This is a genomic window from Rhizobium laguerreae (assembly GCF_002008165.1).
Taxonomy (GTDB): Bacteria; Pseudomonadota; Alphaproteobacteria; order Rhizobiales; family Rhizobiaceae; genus Rhizobium; species Rhizobium laguerreae.
This window is the reverse complement of the sequence record NZ_MRDM01000014.1, coordinates 20132-38215: the sequence shown is the minus strand read 5'-3', so window position 1 is coordinate 38215 and position 18084 is coordinate 20132. Positions and strand designations below refer to the sequence as shown.

At 57.1% G+C, this 18084-nt stretch carries 18 protein-coding genes and 1 tRNA gene; 6 read left to right on the top strand and 13 right to left on the bottom strand.

The genetic code is table 11. From position 1 onward, the window contains the following. Positions 1–396 precede the first annotated feature (396 nt). From BS630_RS15930 to BS630_RS15920, 3 genes are all read left to right on the top strand, one after another. Complete coding sequence (locus BS630_RS15930; RefSeq protein ID WP_077978188.1) at positions 397–1467, top strand: tyrosine-type recombinase/integrase; 1071 nt, start codon at positions 397–399, stop codon at positions 1465–1467. Positions 1468–1574: 107 nt separating this feature from the next. Then, the gene (locus BS630_RS15925) at positions 1575–2372 is read left to right on the top strand and encodes a HipA family kinase (RefSeq protein ID WP_143529451.1); all 798 of its coding nucleotides are present in this window, start codon (positions 1575–1577) and stop codon (positions 2370–2372) included. Next, the gene (locus BS630_RS15920) at positions 2369–3292 is read left to right on the top strand and encodes a hypothetical protein (RefSeq protein ID WP_143529448.1); all 924 of its coding nucleotides are present in this window, start codon (positions 2369–2371) and stop codon (positions 3290–3292) included. Before BS630_RS15925 ends, BS630_RS15920 begins: the two co-directional genes overlap by 4 nt. 81 nt (positions 3293–3373) lie before the next feature. On the opposite strand, the gene BS630_RS15915 is transcribed toward BS630_RS15920, so the two are convergent. The 9 genes from BS630_RS15915 to BS630_RS15880 form a co-directional block, all read right to left on the bottom strand. Further along, a complete protein-coding gene (locus BS630_RS15915; protein ID WP_143529446.1) occupies positions 3374–3937 on the bottom strand; it encodes a hypothetical protein in 564 nt (187 codons plus the stop codon). A 41-nt stretch (positions 3938–3978) separates the two neighbouring features. Beyond that, positions 3979–5148, bottom strand: coding sequence for a relaxase/mobilization nuclease domain-containing protein (locus tag BS630_RS15910; protein WP_077978184.1), 1170 nt, complete (start codon positions 5146–5148; stop codon positions 3979–3981). Beyond that, positions 5145–5468 (bottom strand): plasmid mobilization protein, encoded by a 324-nt coding sequence (locus BS630_RS15905; RefSeq protein WP_376774612.1) that lies wholly within the window; start codon positions 5466–5468, stop codon positions 5145–5147. Before BS630_RS15905 ends, BS630_RS15910 begins: the two co-directional genes overlap by 4 nt. Before the next feature lie 419 nt (positions 5469–5887). Beyond that, on the bottom strand, positions 5888–7078 hold the full coding sequence (locus BS630_RS15900) for an SEL1-like repeat protein (RefSeq protein WP_143529444.1): 1191 nt from the start codon (positions 7076–7078) through the stop codon (positions 5888–5890). 264 nt (positions 7079–7342) lie between these two features. Beyond that, on the bottom strand, positions 7343–7498 hold the full coding sequence (locus BS630_RS37025; RefSeq protein WP_158081410.1) for a hypothetical protein: 156 nt from the start codon (positions 7496–7498) through the stop codon (positions 7343–7345). 185 nt (positions 7499–7683) lie between these two features. Beyond that, complete coding sequence (locus tag BS630_RS37665) at positions 7684–8151, bottom strand: hypothetical protein (RefSeq protein WP_208623365.1); 468 nt, start codon at positions 8149–8151, stop codon at positions 7684–7686. Between the two features lie 251 nt (positions 8152–8402). Next, positions 8403–8552, bottom strand: coding sequence for a hypothetical protein (locus BS630_RS37020; protein WP_158081409.1), 150 nt, complete (start codon positions 8550–8552; stop codon positions 8403–8405). A 26-nt stretch (positions 8553–8578) separates the two neighbouring features. Further along, positions 8579–10216, bottom strand: coding sequence for a hypothetical protein (locus tag BS630_RS15885; protein WP_077978179.1), 1638 nt, complete (start codon positions 10214–10216; stop codon positions 8579–8581). A 238-nt stretch (positions 10217–10454) separates the two neighbouring features. Then, a tRNA-Ser gene (locus tag BS630_RS15880) sits at positions 10455–10544 on the bottom strand. Between the two features lie 271 nt (positions 10545–10815). On the opposite strand from BS630_RS15880, the gene BS630_RS15875 reads away from it, so the two are divergent. Then, the gene (locus tag BS630_RS15875) at positions 10816–11142 is read left to right on the top strand and encodes a GYD domain-containing protein (protein WP_077978178.1); all 327 of its coding nucleotides are present in this window, start codon (positions 10816–10818) and stop codon (positions 11140–11142) included. A gap of 188 nt (positions 11143–11330) precedes the next feature. Here the strand turns inward: BS630_RS15875 and BS630_RS15870 are convergent, their stop codons facing one another. The 4 genes from BS630_RS15870 to BS630_RS15855 form a co-directional block, all read right to left on the bottom strand. Further along, positions 11331–12278: a formylglycine-generating enzyme family protein gene (locus BS630_RS15870; protein ID WP_077978177.1), complete on the bottom strand. Its 948-nt coding sequence runs from the start codon at positions 12276–12278 to the stop codon at positions 11331–11333. Between the two features lie 113 nt (positions 12279–12391). Next, positions 12392–12922, bottom strand: a complete 531-nt coding sequence (locus BS630_RS15865) for a hypothetical protein (protein WP_077978176.1) — start codon at positions 12920–12922, stop codon at positions 12392–12394. A 71-nt stretch (positions 12923–12993) separates the two neighbouring features. Continuing rightward, positions 12994–14631, bottom strand: coding sequence for an arylsulfatase (locus BS630_RS15860; RefSeq protein WP_077978175.1), 1638 nt, complete (start codon positions 14629–14631; stop codon positions 12994–12996). 386 nt (positions 14632–15017) lie between these two features. Continuing rightward, positions 15018–15221 carry a hypothetical protein gene (locus BS630_RS15855; protein WP_077978174.1) on the bottom strand — a complete coding sequence of 68 codons (204 nt, stop codon included), beginning with the start codon at positions 15219–15221 and terminating at the stop codon, positions 15018–15020. A gap of 402 nt (positions 15222–15623) precedes the next feature. Here BS630_RS15855 and BS630_RS15850 point away from each other — a divergent pair, with 402 nt between their 5' ends. Together BS630_RS15850 and BS630_RS15845 are read left to right on the top strand one after the other, a co-directional pair. Then, the gene (locus BS630_RS15850; protein ID WP_077978173.1) at positions 15624–16718 is read left to right on the top strand and encodes a septal ring lytic transglycosylase RlpA family protein; all 1095 of its coding nucleotides are present in this window, start codon (positions 15624–15626) and stop codon (positions 16716–16718) included. Between the two features lie 71 nt (positions 16719–16789). Further along, positions 16790–17983: a D-alanyl-D-alanine carboxypeptidase family protein gene (locus BS630_RS15845; RefSeq protein ID WP_077979192.1), complete on the top strand. Its 1194-nt coding sequence runs from the start codon at positions 16790–16792 to the stop codon at positions 17981–17983. Positions 17984–18084 lie beyond the last annotated feature (101 nt).

Here is an 18084-nt window from a genome sequence, read left to right as displayed (position 1 = left end):
GCAGGTCAAGCTGCGCGCACGCCGACCAGAGGACGGCCACGTGATCTCGTGGCAGCGACGTGACGTCAATCTGCCGCCCGACCCCATTCTTAAGTTAATGGCGGTCGCGTCCCGTTGCTGCCTGTATATCATCTCATCGTCAACGCAAAGGAGGAGGCGTGAAACTCATCTATTGCCTCAGGGAAGGCCAACCTTCTCGACGATTGCGATGACGGATGGATCTCGTGCGAATTTTCGAAAAAAACGGCATATGGCGGAAGAGGTGGGATTCGAACCCACGGTACGGTTTCCCGCACGCCGGTTTTCAAGACCGGTACAATTGTACTGTTTAACTTGCATATTCGTGCTTTCTCCGGCATATGTTGCAGCATTGTTGCAGAAAGCAGGAAAAGCGGCATGGCGAGCATCACGAAGCGAGCGGGCAAATGGACGGTCACGGCGCGGTTGCCGGACACCTTTAAAAGCCCCTGCAAGTCGCGTTCGATCTCGAACACCTTCAAGTCGAAACGTGACGCCCAAGTGTGGATCGACGCGACGGAGTCCGCAATGCGTCTCGGTACGTGGACGGACCCCCGCCTAGAACCGAAGCCCGGCGCTCCGAAGGGCTACCTCGATCGTCCGTTCAAGGACGCGCTAGAAGACTACCGCGACAAGATCACACCGGAGAAGAAGGGAGCCAGTCAAGAGGTCGCCATGCTGAATATGCTGGCACGGGAAGCCTTCGCGTCCAAGAGAGTACGGGAGATGGTTGTCGATGACTTCGTGACCTTCCGCGATGCCCGGAGAGACGAGGGCCGTGCGGCATCGACAATCAGGAACAATCTGAACACCGTGAGCGCCGTGTTCGAGTGGCTGATCCACGAGAAGTCCATTCAAACGATGAACCCCATTGCCTCGCTCCGGAAGCGACGGCGCGGTATCCCCCAACCTGGCGCAGGCAGGGACAGACGACTTCGGCAGGGAGAGGAAGAACGGATATGGTCGGCATTGACCGGGGAGACGTGGCAGAACCGACAGTGGCAAGCCCTGTTCCCGGTCCTGTTGGACACCGGGATGCGTGCGGGAGAAGTTCGAAGCATCCTCGCGAGCTGGGTGCGGCGAGAGTATGGTTTCATCGTCATTCCCGAGAAGGAGGTGAAAGGAAACGAGCATCGATATGTTGCCCTCTCGGACCGTGCCTATAATTTGCTTCTCCAGCAGGCCGAGGGCGAACCGGACGACGCTACCGTGTTTAAGATGACGAAGAATTCGGCAGAACACGAATGGCAGAAAATCCGAGCTGCCGCGGGAAGTCCCGATCTTAGAATTCATGATCTCCGCCATGAGGCACTTAGCCGCATGGCTGCCAATGGCGCTGATCTGAAGACGCTTATGAGACAGTCCGGGCATAAGACCGTTGCCGTATTGATGCGGTATCTGAATCCGACAAAAGAAGAGCAGCGCGCAAAATTGTTTGGAACAAGCTGACTCCTCCTTCAGGCATCTAATTTGAATGCCAGAAGGGGCCTTGATTAAACACTATATGGTTGTAGTGTCTCCTCTCTTTTATGTGTTGGAAAATGGCTACGGGATTCATGATTGAAATTGAGCTTGCGACGATTTTAAAGGGTGCGCAGGGGTTTAAAGAAAACAACGTCAATGACACCTTCCGCGGCCAAGTGCTGATTGGTGACGGATCAATTAAGCAAGCCGTTATCAAAGACCTCGATCTGACTCAGTTGTGCAACGAACTCTTGGCATATTCACTTGCGCGTGAGGTCGGGCTGCCGGTACCAGATTGTTATATTGGGCTGGCACGGAGTGATGTCCTCGTCGCGACAAAAGCACCGTTACTAAAAGATGGCTCTCGCCTTGTGTTCGTGAGCATTGACGTGAAGGTTCCAAACGTAACGTACCGTTGGACTGGCTCGGACCTCGCTGGGCGTAAAGCGCTTTTTGACGAGATCACGCAGTGGGGCGATCTCGGGCATCTTTACGCCTATGACGCTTGGATCGCGAACATCGATCGGCATCCCGGGAACTTGCTCTTTGGGGGTAAGAGTGAAGTTTGGCTCATCGATCATGGGCATAGTTTCACAGGCCCGGATTGGCTCCCACCCGAACTTGACCCAGAGGGTGAGTATGACAATCGGTTGTCAGAATGGCTGACTGGACATCTCACTTTCGCTCAGAAAAGAAAACGTGCCATAGAAGTGCGGAAATTCTGCACTACGATCGGTAGCGTGGATGTTGGCAAGACCTCGAAAGCCAGCAGAATCGCTTCGCTTTTGTCGGAAACACACGTTGACGCGCTAAACGGTTTTCTTGAGAAGCGGGTCGCTAGGGTACCTGAGCACGCAAGCAAGGCACTGGGTGTGCCGGTGATGATATGATGGATTTTCTACTAGATTCTGCACAGTTCCCATCGTTGCGTAACGGCATTCAAGCACGTTGGGCACCGATACTTTTCGCGCCTATAAGCGGCTCTTACGAGCGCCTCGTCGTCGGTGTCGCAGCTGTGAATAACGATGGATTCCATCTTGAACTTGCAAACTCGCTTCACCGTTTGCATTGCTTCTATGGTGAAAACGCCGTCGGTGTTGTCACCGCAATCCAAATCGCGGGCGACTACTTGCAAGCGGACCTTGCTTTACGCTCACAGGAGGCACTGACTCACCCTGATACTGCTGTGTCGGGAATTGAGATCGGTGAATTAAGAGAAGCGGAAGGCCGAAGTCTTAAAGATATTGCTGAAAGCTGGATGGCTGCACTGTCATCGTTGTATGACCTGATGGATGCAAAATCAGCCGAAAGTTCTCCCCCCCTTCTTGCTTCAGTCGAGGCTGATGTCTCGGGAGATAGGCTTCCTTTCATGGTCTGCGACTACGTGAAGGGTAAGCGAGCCGGACTACAACATCACTTCAGCTCGGACTTGGTAGCTAACAATAAGCGGCGAGACAAACGTGATAGCCAAGAGCCAGTTGTCGACTATTCCGGGTCGCGGCTAGTAGCCAATTTTGGAACACTCAGGGTATCAGCGCTTTCTCGATCATTCGAATTAGTAAAACTCAGGCTTTGGGACTTGGACACGGTTAAGGTCCGTGAACGCGATTCCATGATCCAGCGACAATATGAGCTTATACTTCAGCGCCCAAACAAATTTGACCCTCAGGTTTCGGATAAACAGCACAACAAGCTAAGTCTAGCGCTTCAGGAACTGGAAGAACAAGCTGATGAAAAAAGTCTACGTTTGAGGCCTATGGATAGTGTTGAGCAAATCGGTGAGCACGTGCTGACTGTGGAAGCGGCTTAAACGTTCGGCCAAGCTGGTCGATTTCACAGCTAAGGGAAATCAGGTCCGTGGTGACGATGAGCGGCTCGAATATTTTGTACTTCACGGCTTCCTGCTGGTTGGCCCGCATACTTTCGAACCGAAGTCATTCGCAACGCCAACCCCACTCGCGACGTCCGTGCCAGTTTCCGTTGGGCCAACGTTTGTCTCGGGTTTCGAGGCCTCCGTCCAGGCGAGCGTGGACTTCAGCAACTTGACGTCGGTATCTGTTTCGCTGCCGTCGCGGACGAAGCACCGTGTTAGGTCAGACCAGAGTTCGTTCCGCTCGACATGGTTGAGCCAGTCCAGAGACGCCTCCGGTGCCTTCTTGCGAAGTTCGGCAAAAGCGTCCCGTCTGACGGGACCACCCTGGCGGATATGCGCGAACAACACCGAGTACGGCACCGTGCCGTGATTGAGGAAGGTGTCGAGATACCGCTTGTGAATGCTCAGCCGGTTCGCCATGTCGGAACGCTCAAATGAAGACCCTGACGATTTTGGCGGCGCTGTCGGAGGAACGGGGATCGGCAGGCGACCGAAAATCGCCGTGAAGATGGCAAGTAGTTGTGCCGCCACTGATGCCGCGGGGTTTGCACCGGAAGCCCGACGCGCCGTGTAAACCCTCATTCGCAGCCTGTCGTAGCATGTGCGCTTCCTTGTCCTCTTTCTCATGGCGTCATCCTCCTCGTGTAACTATAGGCTGGCACAGTCCGCCGTGTGACATCGGCCGGCACATGCCTTTCCCGTCGCGTCCTGATCTGTTTCGACAGGCGTTCGATCTCGCTCTCGAACGCCGACATCATCCATTCGGCCAGTGTCCGGGCGCGGCGCAACAGCGCATCAAGATCGACCTCGCCGAGTCTGCGCAGGAACAGAATTTCATGAGGTACGGGCGGGTTTAGCGTCGCGACAGACGGTCGATGCGGTCGGCGACAGTCTGCAGGGTCTGAGCCTGTCGTTGTTGCATCTCCAGCATCAGCCCGAGCAGTTCGAGCAGCTGCGCGATACGGTCCGGCCCCTCCGGGTTCTCCAACAGGGATAGAAGCGGCAAGAGCTGTTCGGTGTTGCGCTCGACCGACGTCAGTGTTCGCAGGGACGCGGAAATTATTTCCGTCATGTGTTGGTCCTTTCGTGAATTCCAAGAACTCGCGCCGAGATACGCCCGCCGCCCGATTGGCTGCGGCGACGAACGTTCCGGACAGGTCGGTGAGGATCGGCCCCTTGTCGCCATCCGCGATCTGTAGACCCTGCCGCTTGAGTTCGACGTCGAACGCAGTGGCTCCCGAGACGAATGCCTGTCTGAGCCGGGTCTTGTCGAAACCAGTGGCTGTCCGCTCAGCCTTCTTGCGGGCGACGTCGGAGAAGCCCTCGGGCTTGCGGGCACGACGTTCGGCGCGAACCGGCTGTATAGTTTCGCCATGATCGCGCTCGTAGGAGCGTGCAAGGTCTTCGAGTCGGGCGTAGTCGTTGCGACAGTCGAGAACACGCAGGGTGTGCGGATCGACTTCGGCGATAGCGAGATGGAAATGAGACCGCCCTTTTTTGATGTGCCTCACAAGCAGGCGGGGACGGTCGGGACCGACGCGAAACTCCGCGTCGATCGACCGGAGGAACACGGCAAGCTGCGCGGGTGACATTTCGCGTTCGGGCGAGATGGACAGGTGACGGACGCTGTAGGTGCAGCCTTTCACCTTCGCCAGAGCGTGGGCATCAAGGAGCGCATGGCGGTCACCCGCTAGAACCTCGATCCGCTCGTTCTCGTCCGCCTTGTCGAGGAGATGGCGGGCGATGTAGCGGACACCGCCCTTGCGGGAAATCCGCGTGGTCCGGACGATCATGCGATGATCTCGCGAAGGCGGTTCCGCAGCGTGTCGATCCCGACAAGTGTCTGGGCAAGTTCGGCATCATGTCCGGGAAGCTTGCCAGCATTGGCACGTCGCGCAAGTTGGTTGAGGTTGCCGCCGATGTGCCCGAGATGGCCAAGGACCTGAGCGAGGTACAAGACGTCGGTGCGGTCCATCGTCCTGGACGGCATGCGAATGCCGAGGGCTGCACGACGGATCATCTCCGATAATGAAAGACCCCGCGCCCTTGCAAGGTCTTTCATTGCGGCGATTTCTCCGCTGGATACGCGACATCGAATGATCTGATTGCGCACATGTTTCCTCCTCGTAGCACGCCCCGCCAAGGGGCCAAGAGGGGGTTCACGGGGGAGGTTTACTCCCCCTGACCAGCGCCGTGCCGTAGGCACACGGCATTGCTGGCTCCCTTCCTCTCTCGTCTGGGAAAATGATGGGCTGCGGATTTTGCCGGCGCAAATACGCTTCGAATTTCCGAATTGCTCTTGTTTGTATCCTTATTGGATTTTCAACGGTTCGAATTACGAAACTATCATCTCGATAATCGAAGCGATGCGGTCCGTCCGAGCGATGAAGGGAAAAAAATAAAGTTACAAGTACGCTATGGTGAGAGGGTGGTAGCCGGAAAATCGACCTTTCGGTTCTCGGATCATTGGCACCCCTTCGAATTTCGAACGATCGTTTCCGGGTCAAGCCTCGGCAATTCTATAGGATCGCATCAATCGAAATTGAAAACCTCCAGCTGCTTTAACATTTCTCTTGCCTGCGACATGCCCTGGCTTGCTGCCATACCAAACCAATACTTGGCTTTTTTAATATTAACGATGTCCGACTGATTGAGATATTCTGCTTCTGCATCAACCTTTTCAAGATGTAGCTTGCCAAGATTGAACTGCGATCCAGCATCCCCAGACTTTGCCGCCATTTCAGTGAACAATTCAATGTCGCGCTGAATTTCAGAATTTTTATTTTCGGGAGAGATAGAAAGACCGCCTTGGGAAAGAAGAACCTGACAAAAAACATTGCCAGACATTGCCCCTGACCTGATTAGTTTTCCCGCAACCCCTTTCCCAAGGAGTTTGATAAGCTCCTGTAATTCTTCAAAATTCTGGGGCGGCTTAGGATTATCATTTTCCCTCTTCCCAAAAATACTGAACATCTCGGAATCCTTTTGGCTATCAGCGAAAAACGTATCCACGCCGCGAAGTGGTTGAGATCGGTCACCATACGGCGATTTTGCGATAACGTGGCCTACGATCGAACAACGCGCCATGACAGCGAGCCGGTCGCTTACGCCTGAACGCTTCATCGCCACGTGCAACTTATTCAGGCCATCTGTAATCTGGTCCGCTGCTGACCCCGGCTTATTGCGGTCCAAGCCCCCTTGATAGAAGTCCTTATCGACGCCGGTCCGCTGGATGAATGAATGAACGAAGTCGAACTCACTCTTTGCCGCTGCATCCAGTTCATACGCGATGACGTCGACCGTCGCGCCGTATTTTCGGCAGATCACGTCATAAAAGCGGGCCGCACAAATCATTGTGGAAGGTATTAGACCGCCCCCCGGGTTTGCCTGTTGGGCAACATTCGCCAGGTTATCAGCCCCGTATCCGCCTCGATCCGCTGCTTCTAGGTGCCATAACGCTGCTTTGGCACGGGGATGCCCCGCTTCGGCGGCTTTGTACCAACAGTCTGCCGCTAGGTCGAAGTCATATGGAGTTACGCTTCCTCCTCCCCAGAGGAGAGAAAGATTGAATAACGCGGAAACGTGTCCACCCCGGGCAGCATTGCCGAAATGCCTGCTCGCAGCATTGCAATCGCCTCTTTGTAATGCGCCGAGGCCAGCGATATATTCGGCTTCCACCTCTTCTGAGGCAGACACAAAAAATGGATTCTGAAATTCAGGCACGCATCTTCCCCTGATGATCACACAACTAGGCATAAGAGCGATTCGCGGATTTCTCAATGAGAGATTGTTAGGCGGAGATGCTGGGCCAAATCTCGTCTGAAGCCTCGCCAGGCCATGGCCGAAATCGCCGCTTCCAAGCCCGTCAGATAGGGTTGAAGTTTGAAAATGATATCTGCCCGATCCAAGGCTCTTTGACATGTCTGGCAGGGCGGAATCCGACCTTTTCCGGTGTGTCGGTTCGACGGACGAGGTGACAGGCAGGTTTCAGGCGGCAGGCGCGTCTATCAGGTTGCCGATATCAATCCTGCCAAGCCGGGCGTCGCGGACGAGGTCTGCGGCTGAGCCGGGAACGCGGGAACGGCGAACGAGGTGCAGCCGCGACGATCCCCGGACCTGAAGATACAGGGATGCCACATACATCAGAATGCCTCCGGCGCGATCGATTTCGTTAACCTCTTCGATAATGAGGCGGAATGCCGGTCTTTCGAAAACTGTCGACTTCGACCTCATTTCCTCGCGCCTTTCCCCTGCCGCATCAACGACATGAGTTTATCGCAAAGCCGGAATCGAGCCCAGGAACGTCCGGATTTACCCCGGACCGGTCCCTAACGTGACATCTCGAATTTTAACGACCGATTCCGCCCTTTTTCGATCGGGAGGGGTGCGTCAAAAACATCGATCGTACAGGTCTCGACCTTCCCAAGACATTTCGTCTGGTGTTCGAAGTTCGCACGATTGCTGCAGGCGTCGTCTTTGATGATGAGGCCTCTGATGGTGAGCATATCGGAGAAGTCTGCATAGCGCCGCCGATCAGGCGGGACTTCGGGAATTCGCGCGTGATGAAATCGGAAACGAAGGCTGCCGCAGGAGGTCGCGTTCACCGCGATCCGGGATCGACCGCCGCCGATTTCGAACTCCGTCCCTCGGATGCGTCGAAACTCGAAACGATCCGTTCGAAAGTCGAAAGTTCGATCATTCGAGATTCGAACTTTCTTCGCGAGATGCAAAATGCTTCGAATTCCGGGCGTTCGGTAGCGGGATTCGAGAACGCTCCAGCGCTGGCCCGCCATCATGTAACAGTACGTGATGAATCGGGGGCTTGGCATGGCGGACTGTTTGAGGTTCGAAATATCGGCCTTTCGAATTTCGAAGTGTTCCGTTCGAATTTCGAACTATCCTGTTCCGGAGAGGAGAGCCGTCCAGTTTCGGCGCAGCGGCTGGCGCGGGCGCAGGCAAAGCCGAGCCACGGGTCGCAAGGCGGGACTGGACGGATCGGAACGACCCCAACCGTCCCGCACCCCGGCCATGAAGCTCATGGCCGGGACTAGGCCAGCGCCAATGAGCGTCCTTCCTTCGACATGGCCGAAATTGTGGTTTCCGTGGCCGCCAGATGGGGTTGACTGTCAAAAACGATGTCGGATGCATCCGAGGTGCCGAAGTGTACCTGGCGGCCCGAAATCCGGCCTTCCTGCATCGCGATCCAGGTCTCCTGCTCCTCAATCAGACGGAGGTCGCCGTCTTCGTCTTCCTCTGGAGCGGAAACCCATCCACCGCGCTCTTCTTCGAGGGGGATTCAAGATCAACGCTCCCGTGCGGAGATTCGCTATTGGCCGTTTCACCCTGAACCTGTTCCGGATTATTGTTGCACGGAGTGATGCCTACCTTTTTATCTATACACCGATTGGCACAAATTTGCTGACAGGCCGAAAAGTGCCGATAAGCGGTCGATCGGGACACGCCAGCTCGAGACGCCAGTCGTTCCGGGCTGAGCGTTTCCGACCGCTCCAGCATGGTGGCATAGGCCGCCACCAGTTTTTCAAGACTCCGTTCTCGCCTGACGCCTTGGGAAAATTCTGCCCCCGCCCTCTGCCGGTCCCGAACATTCGTCATCCCTTCGACCACATGAAGGAGGCGCTGCCGATTCTTCCCGCCCTGTAGCTTCGCAGGATCGAATTCCATTGCGAGGCGATCGGCGACCTTGGCGATGACATAGGAAACCCTAGTGTCATCCAATTCCATCGTCCTGGCGTAGTCTTCAAGCGCGACATGAAGGTGATCGGCAAGTGCTGCCTTCGATCCCCTCATGCGGGTATCCGGCGTAAAGTGCCACTCGATCAACAGAGCCGTTCCTCGTTCGCGGAGCGTGTTGAAGGTGACGTTCGAGGCTTTGAGACCCATTCCGGACTGGACCGCTGCAGCCTGACGGACAAGCGCCTCGCGGCTCGACCTGGTGTCTACCCAATCCGCATAGTCCGAGAGCGTCGGCATGTCATGCCGGTTCGGGGTCATGGTATGCCAGAGAGGTGACAGCGGGTTCTTCATACGCATTGTCGTCGCTGGGGCAGCAGGATCGGCCCCGAGGGGGAGCAGCGCCTTCGTCAGCCCGCTGGAGACTCCGAGGAACAATCGCACGATGTCGCGACGGCAACGCTTGTTGTTGGACTTCCAGACGGCGGTTCTAGGCGGTAACAAGAAGATGAAATGCGGGCGATGATAAGTGCCATCGTCAAGAAGGTCGCCGACGATGATGTGCGGCAGGCACGGAATCTTGCCGTCCCGCACCAGTTCCTCAAGGCCAAGGAGCAGATGCCCCGGAGCTGCGAAAACGCCGTCGCAGTCGATACGGATCGCGCCAAGAAACTCCTTGTTCAACTCGATATAGGCATAGTCGAGAGTGAGGAGTTTGGAGCGAGACTGGACATCAAGCGTGGCCTTGTCGTTGGATGCTCGCGCCCTGCCACCCTTCGGGACGAGGGTGACGAACAGTTTGAGGATAGGGTCATTTTCGGAGCGCAAACCCTCCTCGGCAAACGCCCGCCGCCACCGTCCAGCAATGTCCCGATCGAACGGGAGAACAAAGCCGTTCTCAAGGCGGTCCCGAACGGTCAGGCGTAGTTCAATCGCCTCCCGGCGGAACCGTGCGGCATCGGAATCAGGATCGGCGACTTTGCAGCACTTGCCGCTCGTTTTCCGCTTTGCCTTTGCCTCGGCGGCCATGCGCTGGGCCTCTCCGTAGCGTGTTTCGAAGCCAAGCAGAGTATGGCTTCCCAACCCTGACTTCCAATAAGCCGTCTCGTCGGAGGATGTCGCCGGCGCATGCGAGGGGTTTACAATAGCGTTGCCGCTGTTCATTATCATCGAACAATCTCCCAAAAAGCCGCGCAGGGTTCCAGCCCATTGACCGCGGCTTTTTTCATGTTCAGAGCGATCGACGCGTGGGTCAAACGCCGATTCCCAGCCTGCAACAGCGGATCGAGCGTTTTGCAACACGTCTGCAGTTGCAGCATTGTTGCAGAATATGTTGACAATGTTGCGGGCCTGGCCGGAATTACCGCAAATCTGTCAACGAATTTTGATAAATTATATCATATGGTTGTGGCGGAAGAGGTGGGATTCGAACCCACGGTACGGTTTCCCGCACGCCGGTTTTCAAGACCGGTTCCTTAAACCACTCGGACACTCTTCCATCTGATTGAAAAGGTCGAGAAATCCACATTTTGTCGATTTCTGCGAACCGGTTGTTGCTACCGATTTGCGACCCAATCAGTCGATGGCTGGCGTTTTAGCAGCTTTGATAGCAGCGTCAACGTGCTCTGCAGCATTTGCCGACATCCCTGGGGTGACGTGCGAACAAATTCGAGCGTGAGCCGAGCGAGGCCCGTTCCGCTCATTGGAAATGACTGGCGTTCTGCCCGGCTTGAGCGTTTACTGTGTTGTTCTGGCGGAGGAAACAAACCATGGCCATGTATCTCACACGCTTCAGCTACACGCCCGAGACCTGGGCGCGGATGATCGAAAGCCCCGAGGATCGCCGAGAGGCGGCACGCAGTTACATAGAATCCGTGGGCGGAAAGCTGCATGGGTTCTGGTACGCCTTCGGCGAGCATGATGGTTGGAATCTATGGGAGGCGCCTGATAACGTATCGATGGCGGCCGTCGCACTTGCGATCGGCGCGGGAGGCGCGCTCAGCTCCATGGAGACAACCGTCCTCCTCAGCGTCGAGGATACGATCGAAGCCTTGAAGAAGGCGAAGTCGGTTCGGTATCGTCCACCGGCAGGGTAGGTGCGGCACACCACTTCCGATTATGTCGAAGATGAGCGATTCGCGCGCATCTTTCCGGCGCTTTGTATAAATTGCCGCGGAGGCAACCAGGTGTCCCTATTGCGCTGGCGCAGCCGTTTGTAGCCGACGAAGCTGTCTATCTCCGATCTGAATCCCTCAGCCAGTGAAATCAGCGGGTCGCTGTTGCATTATGAACGGACAATACATCGGAAGCCTAGATGGCAAGTTGCTGTATCGACGGGTTGCGCCATGCGTGCGGCCGGCCGGTAACGGCGGCAATAATTGGGCGCGCAAAGATGTGAGCCGCCCTTCATGACTTTGCGTGGAATGCTGATCTGCGGTTGGCGCGGATCATAGCTGTTGGAGAGTTCAGCGCCGACAGGATTCGAGATCGTGCAGCACGGGCTGTCGATCATGCCATGCTCTTGATACCAGTCGGTCGTCCATTCCCAGACATTGCCGGCCATATCGAACAAACCGTAGCCGTTGGCGGGAAAGCTCCCCACGGGAGATGTGCCCTCGAAACCGTCCTCCCGACTGTTTTGGACGGGAAACTCGCCCTGCCAGGTGTTGGCCATATGCCGACCGCCGGGCAACATTTCCTCTCCCCATACGTAGTCCGCCGCCTCAAGCCCCCCGCGTGCGGCAAACTCCCATTCTGCTTCGGTTGGCAGTTCCTTGCCGGCCCAGGCCGCATAGGCTTGTGCGTCGTCGAATGTGACATGGACGACCGGATGCTCCAATAAGCCCTTGATCGTGCTTGCCGGCCCTCGCGGATGCCGCCAGTTTGCTCCGCGCACATATTTCCACCAGTTGTAGTGGTTCGTCAGATCAACAGGCGACTTTGGCTTGATGAAAACGACTGACGATGGTGCCAGCATCTCCATAATGGCACCCGGATAGTCAGCCGGGTTGGCCGGCCGCTCCGCCGTGGTGACATAGCCGGTCGCCTCGACAAAGGCGGAAAAATCCCGGTTCGTCACTGGGCATGTGTCCACCCAGAACCCATCGACACGAACCCTGTGCGCCGGGGCTTCCTCCCGATAGTGGCGATCCGAGCCCATCAGGAAATCGCTGCCGGGGATCCATAACATACGACCGCTCGCACGCGCTTTCAAAATCGGTGGTTCCAACATGGCTTCGCCTTGCGTTCAACCCTTACTCATCATATTCGCAAAGACCTTCACTCAAATGACCCCGGCTGGTTGCCGTCATCAACCTCTGGAAGAGAACTCGTCTTCGCCGGCCTTCATCCGCATTTACTGCCGCGATGTTCGAAGAACAAACTCCAAAGCCTTCCTTTGCCGAGTGCCACTCCCAATTCCCTCGATGCCAGATAAGGGATCAAGATCAACAGCATGATTGCGCTCATGGCCAGGAGCTCGGGCAGCCGACTGGCTATATCAGCGATGACAAACGAGAGTGCCCTGCCATGAAGGAACCCAACGACGCACTCTTCAGCAAGCGACATGACGAGGATCAGGGACAGATAGAGTGCCGCCTTGTAGGCCACGACGCCGACGAGTCTCGAACTGCCGGACCGCTCTCCGAGGCCGATCGTATGACCGAGCAGGATGAACTTTCCGAGAATGAGAGCCTTGATTGCGGGTATGCCGAACACAAGAAATTCCACACCCTGACTACCGAGGACGGCCATTTTGTAGAGGAGGATTACCGCGAAACAGACATAGAGATAGGCGCAGAGGAAGGCGTACTCCTTTATCTCGTGCTTCGCTCGCTGGAGGATAGTCGTCGCCTGTCCGTTCTCATTCGCATTCATCGATCTTTTCCGATCACAGGCGGATGGCGCCGAACATTAACGGCGCCATCCTGGCCTTCGTCAACGTCTGATCACTGTCCGCCACCCTGCTGGAGTTTCTCGAGCACATGGTCCAGCGAGAAGCTTCCCGGCGCCTGGCGAGGCGGATATTTTACGTAGGTTTGAAGGTGTTTGGCCACAAATGCCTGGGCCGGAACCAGCGCAAAGGCATGTTCCACGCGCCATCTTGCATAATCCCCAGCTGCATGCTGGGCAATCTCGAACGGATCGGCGCGAAGGTCGATTAGTTTTGGAAATCTCAGTGTGATCAGAGGATCCTGCCACACGTCCAACCCTTCTGCTCGTTGTTCCATGAACACCAGCTTCCACCGGTCGTAGCGCAATCCTGCCAGGTTCCCCTCATCAGTCCAGTAAAAATACTCCTTGCGCGCCCCAGGCCCTGTGCCGTCAAACAGGTTGCGTTGATTGTAGCCGTCAAGATGCACGTTGAATGTCTTGCCCGCCGCTTCATAGCCGGCCAGAAGCTTGGCTGCGATGTCAGGCTCACCGGCTGCTGCAACCAAGGTCGGCAGCCAATCTTCGTGGGAAACAATCTCATTGATCTCGGTTCCCGGCTTGACGATGCCCGGCCAGCGGACCATCCCAGGCACGCGGTAGCCACCTTCCCAATTGGTATTCTTTTCGCCATGGAAAGGCGTTGTGCCGCCATCAGGCCAGGAAAACACCTCTGCACCGTTATCGGTCGTCCAGACAACGATGGTGTTTTCGGCGATGCCAAGTTCATCGAGCTGGTCGAGCAGTTGGCCAACCATACCGTCGAATTCAGCCATGCCGTCGGCAACGATCCCCAAGCCCGTCTTGCCTTTCGACTCCGCCTTGAGATGCGTATAGATATGCATCCGGGTCGCGTTGAACCAGCAAAAGAACGGCTTTTCGGCTTTGGCGCTGCGGTCGATGAAGTCCTTGGCAGCACCTAGGAATTCCTCGTCAACGGTTTCCATGCGTTTTCTGGTGAGCGGTCCCGTATCCTCAATCGTCTGCTTGCCCACTCTTCCGAAACGCGGATCCTCGGTCGGATCGTCTGTCTCGCTCGCTTTGCATTTCAGCACGCCACGCGGTCCGAATTTCGCGCGAAACTGTGGATCCTTCGGGTAATCGGGGTTCTCCGGTTCTTCTTCGGCATTGAGGTGATAGAGGTTGCCGAAGAACTCATCGAAGCCGTGGACGGTTGGCAAAAATTCGTTTCGATCGCCGAGATGGTTCTTGCCGAACTGGCCGGTAACGTACCCTTGCGGCTTGAGCAGTTCGGCGATCGTCGGATCCTTCTCAGACAGGCCTTCCTTGGCTCCGGGAAGCCCGACTTTGAGCAGCCCCGTGCGAAAACAGCTCTGGCCGGTAATAAAGGCCGCTCGCCCCGCCGTGCAGGATTGCTGCGCGTAGAGATCGGTGAAGATCGCACCTTCGTCGGCGATACGGTCGATATTTGGCGTCTGGTATCCCATCTGCCCGCGATTGTAAGCGCTGGTGTTCCACCAGCCGATGTCATCGCCGAAGATCACAAGTATATTCGGCTTCTTTGCTCCTGCCTGGGCAAGCGCCGGAATGCTGGCGACCGGACAGAATGCCGCTAATGCGATTGCCGAGCCGCCGCCCAGCAAGATTTGGCGCCGGGTACTATTGAGTTCCGTCTTTCCCGTTTTATCGCTCATCTCATGCCTCCCTAACTGTCACAGAGATTTGGCGTCAGAAAGCAACCTAACGCATTCGAATATCCGCGCTATTGCACTTAGGGGCAGTTGCCTTGGCCATGGATATCGTTCGAGGATAATCAGACGCTGGAGGCTGAGCTTGCTGCGCCTGCGTTATGAGCACGATGAAACTGAGTTCCTGGTGCAGAACGGAGGTTGACGGGGAATTGGTCCGACGAAGATCTGCACCACTCGGCCGCTATCGAAATGCCACGCGCATCTCTCGCGCAGACTATGCGCATTTCGACCGAGGTCGCCGCCATAAGCAAGATCGCTGACCTCTCAATGATAGAAGCTCAGCCGGCCCTGCAATGAGAAGGTGGCCTACAACGGGAGATTCAACAGACTTAGCTTCCGTCAGATCCAAGGCCCTTCGGACCGTTGAGCTGGTTCATATCCTCGCCGAGAGATCGAACCGCCTCCATCGTCACGGCGAGGGCCGACATCAGGATTGCGATGTCGTTGTCTTTCTCCGGCTGGGAAAGCTGGCGAGATCGGGCGCGCAACTGCTGGCTGACCGTGTCGAGCCGCGTCAGGGTTTCATCGTTCATGGTGATCCTCCAAAGGTCTAAACCTTCAAAGCCCGCGGCGGACAATTCGTTCCCATACAGAAGGAAGTGCCGCCCACTGCCGCTCGTCAAATACGCGCAGACCGTGTTTCAATATGGAGCTTTTAGGGCGTCCGGAAGCACCCGGATGTTCACCATATGCCCCGCATCGGCACGATGATTTCGGGCCTTATTGCGGCGGCGAAGGGCGGGTGGAGAAGGCATCCGTTAGTGATTTATAAACCATAATCATTAGAATTGTCGCTATCGCTGCGAAATCGTTCGTAAATTTGCCACGAACTTAGCAAGATTAAAGCCTCGTTAGGCGGGCGGGAATAAGGCGCTATTGCCCCAAGATGGGGCAGGGTTCCTTAACCATAACGATCTTTGAGCGGCGTGGGGCATATGAAACTGGATTACGGGGCGGCGTCTTTCGCAACGACAGCACGATGGCTGGCGATCTCGGCGATGTGTGCGACGGTTGCAGCTTGCGGCACGACGCAGGCGGTGCCGAAGAAAAAAGCCCACGGCAAAGAATATTTCTCCGAATCCGAATATGGCGTGAAGGCGAGCCCGCGGGTAGCCACCGGCAACAATATCCCGAAGGGCGGCGGCCGCTACATCGTCGGCAACGCTTACGAGGTGAAGGGCAAGTGGTATTACCCGAAGGAAGACTTCGCCTATAACAAGGTCGGCGTCGCCTCCTGGTATGGTTCGGCCTTTCACGGGCGCCTGACGGCGAACGGCGAAGTCTACGACCAGATGCATCTTTCCGCCGCGCATCCGACCTTCCCGCTGCCGAGCTATGCGCGCGTCACCAATCTCGAAAGTGGTTCTTCCGTCATCGTGCGCGTCAATGATCGCGGTCCCTATCACGAAGGCCGCATCATCGATCTTTCCAACAAGACGGCCGACATGCTGGACCTGCAGCACAGCGGCACCGGCAAGGTGCGCGTGCAATATGTCGGTCGCGCCCGCATGGACGGGCACGACATGCCCTATCTGATGGCCTCCTACGCGCCGAAGGGCAGCCGCATTCCCGGCGTCAATCCGGAAGGCCAGATCGCAACCGGCGTGATGGTCGCCTCCAACAGCCGCAAGATCACCCGCGACCAGCTGCAGCGTTCGGAAGACTACGAGACGCCGGCCAACGTGCCGGTGCCGAGGTCGGCCACCTCCTATGCCGGCTCGACGCCGAGCGCGCGCTACAATGCAGCACCGGCGTCTGCACCGGCTGCCCATGTTCTGGTGGCACCATCAGCGCCGTCCTTCAACAATGGCGCTCAGGCGATGGACCAGATGGTCGTGCTGCCAGAGATCGGTCCGATGCCCTACGAGCGGCCCCAGAATTCACTCGCGCTCGGCTATCAGAACGGAGAGGTCAGGACGGTGACCGTCGATCTCGCCTTCGATGCGGTGATGGTGCGCAATGACGGGCTGACGCAGGATTCGATCCTTGCCGCGGCCAAGCGCCAGCAGGCAAAGTTCGCCGCGCGCTGAACTGGCAATTGCATCGGATTTCCTCGCGTTCTAACCTCCTGAAATACGCCGCTCGATCAATGGAAATTGCGATGCTGAAGCCCGCGCTTCGCCTGCTTGCATGCCTCACGTCGCTCACCACCGGCGCATTTGCAGCCGATGGCGGTGCAGCCGGTTTCGCCACCAAGGCGGCGCAGGCCTATATGATCGAGGCAGCCACCGGTACGGTGCTTCTCGCCAAGAACGAGGACCAGAGCTTTTCGCCGGCTTCGCTCGCCAAGCTGATGACGATGGATCTCGTTTTCGACGCGGTGACCAAGGGCCAGATCACGCTCGACACCGAATATCCCGTTTCCGAATATGCCTGGCGGACAGGCGGCGCACCGTCGCGGACCGCAACGATGTTTGCCAGCCTCAAATCGCGCGTGCGCGTCGAGGACCTGATCAAGGGTGTCGCCATCCAGGGCGCCAATGACAGCTGCATCATTCTCGCGGAGGGCATGGCCGGAAGCGAGCAGCAATTTGCCGTGTCGATGACGCGACGCGCCCGCGAACTCGGCATGGAGAAGGCCGAGTTCGGCAATTCCACCGGCCTTCCCGATGGCAAGAGCAAGGTTACGGCACGCGAGATGGTGACGCTCGCCGCCGCCCTTCAGCAGACCTATCCGAACCTGTATCCCTATTTCGCGCAGCCGGATTTCGAATGGAACAAGATCCTCCAGCGCAACCGCAACCCGCTGCTCGGGCTCGATCTCGGCGCCGACGGGCTGGCGACGGGCTTTACCGAGGGCGAGGGCTATTCGATCGTCGCTTCGGTTGAGCGCGACGGCAGGCGGCTGTTTGTGGCGCTTGCCGGCATTGCCTCCGACAAGGAGCGGACGGAGGAAGCCAAGCGCGTACTCGAATGGGGGCTGACGGCCTTTGAGAACCGGCAGATCTTCGGCGAGAAGGAAGTGATCGGTGCCGCCAGCGTCTATGGCGGCACGGCGCGCACCGTCGATCTCGTCGCCAAGGCGCCGGTCAGCGTCTATATTCCGATCAGCAATCCCGACCGGCTATCGGCGCGCATCATCTATCGCTGGCCGCTGACGGCGCCGGTCAAGCCGGATACCCAGGCAGGCACGCTGAGGATTTTCGCCGGCAGCCGGCTGCTCAGGGAAGTGCCGCTTTACACCGTGCAGGCGGTGGGCGAGGGCTCGCTCAGCAGCCGGGCGGTCGACGCCATGCTGGAACTCGGCGAATCGCTGTTCTTCTCCTGGCTCTGGGACAAGCCCGCGCCTGTCTGACGCCCGATTTCTGGTACAATTTGCCGGGAAAGGTGAATATGTCGCCGCGGCGAAAGGTTTTCCTCCCTGATATCTTCGGATAGATAGAAGGAGCGGGGCGC

Coding starts and splice junctions, on each gene's coding strand:
- BS630_RS15845 (WP_077979192.1), top strand. CDS start 16,790: ATGCTGAAGCCCGCGCTTCGCCTGCTTGCATGCCTCACGTCGCTCACC.
- BS630_RS15870 (WP_077978177.1), bottom strand. CDS start 12,278: ATGTTGGAACCACCGATTTTGAAAGCGCGTGCGAGCGGTCGTATGTTA.
- BS630_RS15915 (WP_143529446.1), bottom strand. CDS start 3,937: ATGAGGGTTTACACGGCGCGTCGGGCTTCCGGTGCAAACCCCGCGGCA.
- BS630_RS15855 (WP_077978174.1), bottom strand. CDS start 15,221: ATGAACGATGAAACCCTGACGCGGCTCGACACGGTCAGCCAGCAGTTG.
- BS630_RS15875 (WP_077978178.1), top strand. CDS start 10,816: ATGGCCATGTATCTCACACGCTTCAGCTACACGCCCGAGACCTGGGCG.
- BS630_RS15925 (WP_143529451.1), top strand. CDS start 1,575: ATGATTGAAATTGAGCTTGCGACGATTTTAAAGGGTGCGCAGGGGTTT.
- BS630_RS15885 (WP_077978179.1), bottom strand. CDS start 10,216: ATGATAATGAACAGCGGCAACGCTATTGTAAACCCCTCGCATGCGCCG.
- BS630_RS15930 (WP_077978188.1), top strand. CDS start 397: ATGGCGAGCATCACGAAGCGAGCGGGCAAATGGACGGTCACGGCGCGG.
- BS630_RS15860 (WP_077978175.1), bottom strand. CDS start 14,631: ATGAGCGATAAAACGGGAAAGACGGAACTCAATAGTACCCGGCGCCAA.
- BS630_RS37025 (WP_158081410.1), bottom strand. CDS start 7,498: ATGTATGTGGCATCCCTGTATCTTCAGGTCCGGGGATCGTCGCGGCTG.
- BS630_RS15910 (WP_077978184.1), bottom strand. CDS start 5,148: ATGATCGTCCGGACCACGCGGATTTCCCGCAAGGGCGGTGTCCGCTAC.
- BS630_RS15920 (WP_143529448.1), top strand. CDS start 2,369: ATGATGGATTTTCTACTAGATTCTGCACAGTTCCCATCGTTGCGTAAC.
- BS630_RS15865 (WP_077978176.1), bottom strand. CDS start 12,922: ATGAATGCGAATGAGAACGGACAGGCGACGACTATCCTCCAGCGAGCG.
- BS630_RS15850 (WP_077978173.1), top strand. CDS start 15,624: ATGAAACTGGATTACGGGGCGGCGTCTTTCGCAACGACAGCACGATGG.
- BS630_RS37020 (WP_158081409.1), bottom strand. CDS start 8,552: ATGCAGGAAGGCCGGATTTCGGGCCGCCAGGTACACTTCGGCACCTCG.
- BS630_RS37665 (WP_208623365.1), bottom strand. CDS start 8,151: ATGATGGCGGGCCAGCGCTGGAGCGTTCTCGAATCCCGCTACCGAACG.